The sequence below is a fragment of the Pokkaliibacter plantistimulans genome (assembly GCF_003194385.1).
Taxonomy (GTDB): Bacteria; Pseudomonadota; Gammaproteobacteria; order Pseudomonadales; family Balneatricaceae; genus Pokkaliibacter; species Pokkaliibacter plantistimulans.
The window spans coordinates 81,490-90,293 of record NZ_LAPT01000062.1; the positions used below are offsets into that span (position 1 = coordinate 81,490).

At 53.7% G+C, this 8,804-nt stretch carries 7 protein-coding genes; 3 read left to right on the top strand and 4 right to left on the bottom strand.

The window, feature by feature from the left end; all coding sequences use genetic code 11:
• Positions 1-122 precede the first annotated feature (122 nt).
• Together gap and pyk are read left to right on the top strand one after the other, a co-directional pair.
• Positions 123-1,136: a type I glyceraldehyde-3-phosphate dehydrogenase gene (gene gap, locus WH50_RS13445; RefSeq protein WP_110187770.1), complete on the top strand. Its 1,014-nt coding sequence runs from the start codon at positions 123-125 to the stop codon at positions 1,134-1,136.
• A 27-nt stretch (positions 1,137-1,163) separates the two neighbouring features.
• Positions 1,164-2,612, top strand: a complete 1,449-nt coding sequence (gene pyk / locus WH50_RS13450) for a pyruvate kinase (RefSeq protein WP_104153903.1) — start codon at positions 1,164-1,166, stop codon at positions 2,610-2,612.
• 92 nt (positions 2,613-2,704) lie between these two features.
• Here the strand turns inward: pyk and WH50_RS13455 are convergent, their stop codons facing one another.
• Both WH50_RS13455 and WH50_RS13460 read right to left on the bottom strand, forming a co-directional pair.
• Positions 2,705-3,472, bottom strand: a complete 768-nt coding sequence (locus WH50_RS13455; RefSeq protein WP_110187771.1) for a heparin lyase I family protein — start codon at positions 3,470-3,472, stop codon at positions 2,705-2,707.
• A gap of 16 nt (positions 3,473-3,488) precedes the next feature.
• Positions 3,489-5,207 carry a potassium/proton antiporter gene (locus tag WH50_RS13460; RefSeq protein ID WP_110187772.1) on the bottom strand — a complete coding sequence of 573 codons (1,719 nt, stop codon included), beginning with the start codon at positions 5,205-5,207 and terminating at the stop codon, positions 3,489-3,491.
• A 300-nt stretch (positions 5,208-5,507) separates the two neighbouring features.
• On the opposite strand from WH50_RS13460, the gene WH50_RS13465 reads away from it, so the two are divergent.
• Positions 5,508-6,014 carry a GNAT family N-acetyltransferase gene (locus WH50_RS13465; protein WP_110187773.1) on the top strand — a complete coding sequence of 169 codons (507 nt, stop codon included), beginning with the start codon at positions 5,508-5,510 and terminating at the stop codon, positions 6,012-6,014.
• 264 nt (positions 6,015-6,278) lie between these two features.
• On the opposite strand, the gene WH50_RS13470 is transcribed toward WH50_RS13465, so the two are convergent.
• Together WH50_RS13470 and cas6 are read right to left on the bottom strand one after the other, a co-directional pair.
• Positions 6,279-7,508, bottom strand: coding sequence for a Card1-like endonuclease domain-containing protein (locus WH50_RS13470; RefSeq protein ID WP_110187774.1), 1,230 nt, complete (start codon positions 7,506-7,508; stop codon positions 6,279-6,281).
• Positions 7,433-8,419: a CRISPR system precrRNA processing endoribonuclease RAMP protein Cas6 gene (gene cas6 / locus WH50_RS13475; protein ID WP_110187775.1), complete on the bottom strand. Its 987-nt coding sequence runs from the start codon at positions 8,417-8,419 to the stop codon at positions 7,433-7,435. The genes WH50_RS13470 and cas6 overlap by 76 nt, the downstream gene beginning before the upstream one ends.
• Between the last annotated feature and the right edge of the window lie 385 nt (positions 8,420-8,804).

An 8,804-nucleotide genomic window follows, 5' to 3' on the forward strand; every position in this document is an offset into this window, starting at 1 on the left:
TTTGGTAATATTACTAAAAAAATTGACTTGAGTCTGCCTCGATTGTAGAAAATTTACCCCCATTGATGTAATGTTCTTACAAATAATTAAAGCATTAAGTTCTACCTTGCGAGGAATAAGTTGTGACTATTCGAGTAGCTATCAACGGTTATGGTCGTATTGGTCGTAATGTGCTGCGCGCACTGTACGAGAACGGCTATCGTGATCGCATTCAGGTTGTGGCCATCAATGACCTGGGCGACGCCAAGATCAATGCCCATCTAACCCAGTTTGACTCTGTTCATGGCCGCTTTGCGGGTGAAGTCAAGGCTGAAGGCAGCACGCTGTACGTTAATGGCGATGCGATCACTATCTCTTCAGAACGTGACCCCGCCAAACTGAAATGGGACGAACTGAACATCGATGTAGTCTATGAATGCACCGGCCTGTTCACTTCTCGCGAAAAAGCCGCACTGCACCTGCAGGCAGGCGCGAAGAAAGTGATCATTTCCGCCCCCGGTACAGATGTCGATGCGACCGTAGTGTACGGCGTTAACCATGACATTCTGACCGCTGAACACACCATCATCTCCAACGCCTCCTGCACCACCAACTGTCTGGCTCCTGTTGCCAAAGCGCTGAATGATACCATCGGCATCGAGAACGGCCTGATGACGACCATCCACGCCTACACTAACGACCAGAATCTGAGTGATGTTTATCACTCTGACATCTATCGCGCCCGTTCAGCCACTCAGTCCATGATCCCCACCAAAACAGGGGCTGCCGCTGCAGTAGGTCTGGTACTGCCCGAGCTGAAAGGTCGTCTTGATGGCTTCGCCGTACGTGTTCCCACCATCAACGTCTCTGTTGTTGACCTGACGTTTGTAGCCAAGCGTGAAACGTCCAAGGATGAGATCAACAGCATCATCCGTGAAGCCGCCGCTGGCGAAATGGGTAAACTTGGCGTACTGGGGTACAATGAGCTGCCTCTGGTATCCATCGACTTCAATCACTGCCCCCGCTCTTCTTCCTTCGACGCCACCCAGACCCGCGTCAACGGCAATCTGGTGAAGGTGTTGGCCTGGTATGACAATGAGTGGGGCTTCTCCAACCGGATGCTGGACAACACTCTGGCTCTGATGTCAGCCAAGTAAGCCTATTAGCTAATAGAGAGTGGACTTATGCGCCGTACCAAAATAGTTGCCACCTTAGGCCCAGCCAGTGAAAGCCCCGACGTCCTGCGTCAGCTGATCAGCGCTGGCGTCAATGTTGTCCGCTTGAACTTCTCTCATGGCAGCCCTGACGAACACCGCCAACGTGCGGAGCTGGTTCGCAAGACCGCTGCAGAGCTTGATTGCCATGTTGCCATTCTGGGCGACTTGCAGGGCCCGAAAATTCGAGTAGCCCGCTTCAAGGATGGCCCTGTCACCCTGAAGGTGAATCAGGACTTCATCCTTGATACCAGCCTCGACCGTGACGCTGGCGACGCAACCCGCGTAGGCGTTGACTACAAGGAACTGGCTGAAGACTGCCGCAAGGGCGACCGCCTGCTGCTGGATGATGGCCGCGTCGTACTGCGGGTAGAACATATTGAAGGTACGGCCATGCACTGCAAGGTCGAGGTAGGCGGCAAGCTCTCCAACAACAAGGGCATCAACCGTGAAGGTGGCGGCCTGTCTGCTCCCGCTCTGACCGACAAGGATCGTCGCGATATCGTTCTGGCCGCCGAGCTGGATCTGGATTACGTCGCCGTCTCCTTCCCGCGCTGCGCAGGTGATATAGAAGAAGCACGTCGTTTGCTGCAGTCTGCAGGTAGTGAAGCAGGCATTGTTGCCAAGATCGAGCGCGCCGATGCCGTCAATGACTACAACGTGCTGGATCAGATCATCATTGCTTCCGATGCAGTCATGGTGGCTCGTGGTGACCTCGGCGTTGAAATTGGCGACGCTCGTCTGGTCGGCGTGCAGAAGCACCTTATCTCTCGTGCTCGCACACTGGACCGTATGGTGATCACTGCCACCCAGATGATGGAGTCGATGATCCAGAGCCCAATGCCTACCCGGGCAGAGGTTATGGACGTCGCCAACGCCGTTCTGGACGGCACCGACGCGGTGATGCTGTCTGCTGAAACAGCAGCAGGCGCCTACCCTGTGGAAACCGTACAAGCCATGGCGCGTGCGTGCCTGGGTGCTGAACAACACCCGAGCGCCTACAAGTCCAAGCATCGTATGGATGGCACCTTCAAACGTAAGGATGAAGCAATCGCCATGTCAGCCATGTACATGGCTAACCATCTGCAGGGCGTGAAAGCCATCGTCAGCCTGACAGAATCAGGCTCCACTCCACACTGGATGTCGCGCATCAGCTCAGGTCTGCCCATTTATGCCCTGTCGCATAATCTGCGTCCTCTGCAGAAAATGGCGCTGTACCGTGGCGTCAAACCACTGTTCTACGATGCCAAAGACCTGTCAGAAGAACAGATTCTACGTGAAGTCTGTGAAATGCTGGTCCGTAAAGGGCTGATTGCCATGGATGACGTCATCATCCTCACCAAAGGCAATATCATGTGGCAACAGGGTGGCACCAATACCCTGAAAGTACTGTGCCCACGAGAAGTACTGTCACAGTAACAGCACTTCAGGTACCTGTTCAGAAAACAAAAAGCGGCTTTCGAGCCGCTTTTTCATGGGTTTTCTGAGCGATATGCCTGTTACAGCGAATACTAATTCCAGCGGGAACGTTGATAGTCGCTATGACAGATATCAACCTGCCGCGCCAACACGTGCGTGGTGTATACACCAAACTTGAAGTAGGGCCCGAAGCTGTCATCGCCATAACCAATGGCACCCCGATAATCGGCTACACGATGCCCATTCCACCACACCTCTACTCGCCCATTGCCATTCGCACTCCAGCGTACCTTGTAGACCTGCTCCAGCCACATGGGCTTGCTGCCGACCGGCTGACTATAGATAACCAGACCATCACCGTTTGGCCCCTGCTGCTTCCAGACCTCATCATTCCATACCATCAGCTTTAACTGGCCATCGATAACACGCAGCGATAACGGAGGACGCTGGGCGCGCTCGCCATCCTCTTTACGATCGTGCCACTGCGCCAGCACCAGACGCGGCAAGCCATCAACCACAGGTGCAGCCGGAACATAGGTATTAAAACGATATTGAATAGCCTCATCAGGCGACGCGACGTAGAGGTCACGAAGTTCCGCCCTAAGGCCGTCTGAAATTTTCGGGTCAGATGGAGAGATGGAGAAGCAACCTGCCCACGGCTCTCCATGTACATTACGTTTGATAACAAAAGCCTCGCCATCCACCAGACGCTTTTGATTCCAGTGACCGACAGACCCCTTGTCAAAGGTACCGGGCTGCGCCAGATCCGCATTGCGCTTGTGCAGAATCTCACCATCGGCCTGAGCCAGGGTTGCAAAACCAAGACATCCAAGCCATAACCAGCGCCATCTGAACAACATCTGCTCTTCCTTTTCCCTAAAATGCGTTTAGCTTCAAACCTACCGATGTCACCTGATCCCCACTCACCCCTTTAACAATAAGGGTGATGGGCCCCAGCTCCAACTTGTCACCCACTACGGGGTGCCCATGGAAACGACTGATGATGCATTCAGACAGTGTCATGGCAGGATCAGCATCTGGCACAGTCACACCATAGGCCTGCTGAACATCCGACAGGCGCGCATCACCGTTGAGCAGAAACTCTCCGAAGAAATCCAGCTCCTGCAAATACTGCGATTTCTGTTCAGCCGTAAGACGTTCACTCAGCCTGGGCAGATCACTTTCCTGTGCGACCAGTGCCAGCAAGTCTTCCTCCTTCACCGCCAGATCGGGCACTACCGGAAGGTATCGTCCATCACGAAATACGGCCGCTACGCCTGTGGCCTTGGGCAGTGCCAGATCACGCAGAAACCGGGGCGTCTGCCAGCGCTTGCCACGCAACCTGAACACATAGAGCTCAAAATCACCTGCTTCCTTCAGATCCAGAGGATAAACCCGCTCGGCCTGATAAGCAGCAGGCACCTCAAGCTTCAACCAGCGTGCAACGGTAGACAGGGAGGAACCCTGAATGATCAGGGAAAACAACACCACGACAAAAGCCACGTTGAACATCAGGTAGGCTTCTTGCACCCCTGCCATAAAAGGAAAGAGTGCCAGCACGATAGGCACCGCGCCACGCAAGCCCACCCAGGAGATGAATACAACTTCCCGCCAGCGAAAGTGGAATGGCAGCAAGCCAAGCCACACCGACAACGGTCGCGCAAAAAATGTCAGCACCAGGGCAATCAGCAGTGCTCCCGGCGCCACAACCAGCAGATTGGATGGCGTCACCAGCAGACCGAGTATCAGGAAAAGCACCAGCTGAGCCAGCCACGCCAGCCCATCATGTACATGCAGAATGTCTTGCAGCACTTTCAGCTTACGATTACCTACCACTACCCCGCACAAATAGATCGCGAGGAAACCACTCCCCCCCAGTTCATTGGTCGCAGAAAACACCACCAGACCGAACGCCGTGACCAGTAGCGGGTACAACGCCAGAGTCAGCGTGACATTCATGATCAGCCAGGCAAGCACATACCCGGCAGCGGCACCGGCAACCACCCCGATGCCAAACTGCTTGATCAGCAACATGGCGGAATCAAACCATCCCACATGCCCCGCTTCACCAATCAGGCTGATCAGCAGCATGGTGAGAAAGATCGCCATAGGGTCGTTACTGCCCGACTCAATTTCCAGCGTAGCGCCAACCCGCTCGTTCAAATTCAGCCCCTTGCCCTGCAACAGGGCAAACACCACTGCAGCATCGGTGGATGACACCATAGTGCCGATCAAAAGCCCTGACAGTAGCGAGAGATGAAACACCCACATCGCCACCAACCCCGTGATGACAGCCGTAATCACCACCCCAAAGGTGGCTAGCATCAGTGCAGGCTTGAGTCCAACCCGGAATGTCGCGACCCGGGTGCGCATCCCGCCATCCAGCAAGATAATGGCCAGGGCGAGGTTGCCCACCAGAAAAGAGGTGTTGACGTCGTTAAACTGAATTCCGCCCGGCCCTTCCTCTCCCGACAGCATACCGACGACGAGAAACAGCAATAGCACCGGCACACCGAGGCGATTTGATAACGGACTCAGCAAGATACTGAGGGTAATCATCATCGCGCCAATCAATAGCAAGGTTGAAGCAGTCATTCCCTGCGGACACTCCCATAACAACAGAACATAAAATTGGTCTTACCATAAAAACGGGTAATACATCACTACAAAGCAGGCAGTCGCATGTCGCTCCCGGTTGCCAGCAGTCAGCTCAAGGACCACCAAGCGCTGCTGATATCATCAAATATCTGGCAGCTCAGGAGAACTACTCATGAGTCAGTTCATTACTTTGAGTTAGGCTGTTACACACTTTACTGTTTTTAACTGCTGATCACCTTTTCAAACTATTGCACCCGCAGTTGTTCCACAGTGATCGAAGAACCTTCAGGACACTCCATGACTGACACCAGTACTTCCGTGGTAACCACCTATTATCTGGAAATGCGTGAGCCACCTCAGTTACGCAGCAAGATCAACCCGGCTCAGGATTTCCGTATAGAGAAGGTTGGCATTCAGCAGCCTGCATTTAACAGCTTCCTGTACGCTCTGGTGGGCAAGCCATGGCAATGGACCGACAAGCTGGTCTGGAGCGAAAGGCAGTGGCAACAGTACCTGGAGGAATGCAACGTACACACCTGGGTCGCCTACAAGAACGGCGCCATTGCCGGTTACTACGAGCTACATGTTCAGGCTGAAGGTGATGTGGAGATTGGCTATTTTGGCTTGGTCGACACCTTCACAGGCGCAGGGCTGGGTGGTTACTTCCTCAGCCATGCGATTGAGTCCGCCTGGTCACTGGGCGCCCATCGGGTATGGGTGCACACCTGCACGCTGGACCACCCGGGAGCCCTCGCCAACTACAAGGCGCGAGGCATGAAGGTATATAAAGAAGAAACAGAATAAGCGGTCAGAACCCTGAATCATTTCACATAACACAAGCACCGATGACGGTGCTCGTGTCATGAACCACCCAGGAGATCGAATTCACAATCTTCAATTTCGGTATGCGGCCAGGCCCTCTCGGGGGCTATATATGAACTGCCTTGAGTAAACCTGCATTTTTTGCACAAAAAGCTCCAGTCAGAATGCGCTGATGCAGACTCAATGATCGCCCTTACAAGAGAGTGAGCGTTGATTCTGCCCTGACCATTAGCTTGATTTCATCAATCAGCGCGATGGCCAGATCCAGGATTTCAGCTTTTCATCCAGACGCATCATGTCATCCCCCTGACACAGTTCAATATCCAGAACGCGAGCCCGTTCTTTCTGGAACTCCTCCACAGGGCCATAGCTCACAAGCATGGCTTTACAGCGAAGGCCACCCAGCTCCTTGCGTAAGGTAGCTAACTTGTAGAGAGCACTACTCAGGTCACTGTCAGGGTCTTGCGCGTTCCCACCGAACCTTTTGGTTTTGCACTCGATAAGATGCAGAGTGTTATTGGCCAGCACCGCGACATCAATCTCATTTTTTACCGTCTTCCTAACCTTTGGGCGAACATAACTGACTTCCATCGACATGGCCATGTCCTGAACGGCACCTGAAGAGCGCACCGTTTGCATCAGGTGATGCTCAAGCCAGCCACCATTGCAGAAGAAACGTGCATCTTCATCAGGAAAAGTCACACTTTCACGAGTCCAGCTGAGCAGCCCTGCCTGTTCAAACACCTTCAGCAACTGCTCGTGATCAACGGTTAATACAGCGTCAATTCTGGCTGTAAGGCCAGGTTTTGCCATCGCTGCAAGTCGGTTCAGAAAAGGTATGACCTTGTGATAGGTGCTATGCAGCCTGCACAGCTCTCTGATGAGCTCTCGCCAGGGCACAGGGCTGTCGATACTTTGAGTGCCTTCAACCTTGATTCCGTGAGCCGTCAGAAAGGTCACAAAACTCAGCTTTGAAGCAAGCTCAGCAGGCAACATATCGTCTGACACAGGTTTGGCATTCATCCACAGCAACCGGTTATCGGAAATGTAAAACGCCGGAATGTCGGCATTAAAGGCCACTAAATGCGCCGCAATTGACATGGGTTTGGTGCCACCAGTGAGGTTAAACCAGACGGACTTTCCCGCCTTTTTTTGAACCGCCAACCAGCCATCCAACAAGGCTGTCATCGCATCATGGTCATAGGCACTATCAAGCTCCAGCATCTCGACCTTGATATTGCGCGGCCTCAACACCTCCTGAAAGTAGTCCAGCCGGTGCTTTTGCTGAGGAGTTACAACGAACGTGACTGCGACAGGGGCAATGCCCTTCTCCAGCAACGGCGTCAGGTTCGGCGTCGCCTGATCTGACATCAGGCACAAATGAATATCAGGTGCATAACTCACGCGTCTTCTCCTTGTGCCAGCAGCCTGTAACCACCCAGGCCAAAGGTGCAGTTTTTTCCGATATGTAACCATTGCCCGAGCACTAACCAGGGAATGAAGGGGGCAAGCTCCCCTGACAGCGTCACACTGCCAAGCATGCCCCCCAGCACCATCCCTTTTTGTTGACGGGTGGAATAGCGTTTCCAGTCAAACCACTGCAATTGCTGGGACAGGGTCAGCTCGTCCGCCTCTGCGAGTAAGCCGGTGACATCCAGTGAGAGTGGATGATTTGTATGTAAATCCGCCAGCAAGCGAATACGCTTGAGCAATGCCGTCAATAACAGCCGCGGCGTCAGGGTCTCAGGAGTCACCAGATTGCCACGCTGCATAAGCCGCAACGGGCTGAAAAATTCGAGCGTAACGGATTGGGATCTCGTTGATTCACCAGCACACTGCAATACGGTTGGGTGAGGCGCGATGCCCGACATCCCCGGCTGGTAAATAAGCTTATCCTCCGCCAGCGCCAGCACCCGGGTTAAACGTGCACGGACATGGGACTTGCCAAACCCCGCCTCACCGGCCTTGCGCCACGCGAGAATCATCGCGCCGATAAAAGGCAGCGCCTCACCGATCAGCACCATTTCCAGACGCAGCATCTCACCAGCCTGAAACGTTTGCCGGCCAGCAGGGGGAATCAGCACAAAGGGGTTGGGTGCCTGGCTGAACTGCTGAATGCTGTGATCAGCACGGCCTGCGGAAAAAATCATGGAATAGGCACAGCGTGCAAGCCCATCACAATGGCACTGCCCCTCACGCCATGTGGGGCAACTATGACGTAACGCCTGCCCGAAGCTCCCCCTGAACAGGGAGCCTGCGTAATCAGGAAGAGTCAATGCCGACTCCAGCTCGAACTCAATACCATAGCGGCACAAAGGAAACGACACCGGCGCCGGAGTGGCGGGCGATGCCATAAAAAACGGTTCTGACCGAGTCATACTACTCATTTACCCTTCCCTGACTGGATGACCTACATCTGGATCACGTTTCAATTCAAACCGTTAAGATCGGTTTCACCTTACACGAGGGCAAAGCCCTCTCACAACACGTTAACAGGCTGTTGAAAAACGTCATCGAGGCCGCCGAGACAAGGAAGAAACAGGCGAAAAAGCGGAGTTTAGTGAACTAAATGAGCATTTGACTCGCTCCGCTCGCCCCTTCGGGGCCGTGCTAAAGCACGTTCAGCCTTTGGCTGTGAGCCTGTTTTTGACGCGGTATTCGGCAACGCAGATAGATTTTCAACGACCTGTTAAAACGGCACGCAGGCGCTACACACTTACCTCTCTCCCGGCTAGAGGGCAGCCACACGCTGCACATCTGTATCACGTAAAA

Bases quoted from the DNA above. Each gene is read 5' to 3' on its own strand.
- pyk (WP_104153903.1), top strand. From the start codon at position 1,164: ATGCGCCGTACCAAAATAGTTGCCACCTTAGGCCCAGCCAGTGAAAGC.
- WH50_RS13455 (WP_110187771.1), bottom strand. From the start codon at position 3,472: ATGTTGTTCAGATGGCGCTGGTTATGGCTTGGATGTCTTGGTTTTGCA.
- WH50_RS13460 (WP_110187772.1), bottom strand. From the start codon at position 5,207: ATGACTGCTTCAACCTTGCTATTGATTGGCGCGATGATGATTACCCTC.
- WH50_RS13465 (WP_110187773.1), top strand. From the start codon at position 5,508: ATGACTGACACCAGTACTTCCGTGGTAACCACCTATTATCTGGAAATG.
- WH50_RS13470 (WP_110187774.1), bottom strand. From the start codon at position 7,508: ATGGTTACATATCGGAAAAAACTGCACCTTTGGCCTGGGTGGTTACAG.
- cas6 (WP_110187775.1), bottom strand. From the start codon at position 8,419: ATGAGTAGTATGACTCGGTCAGAACCGTTTTTTATGGCATCGCCCGCC.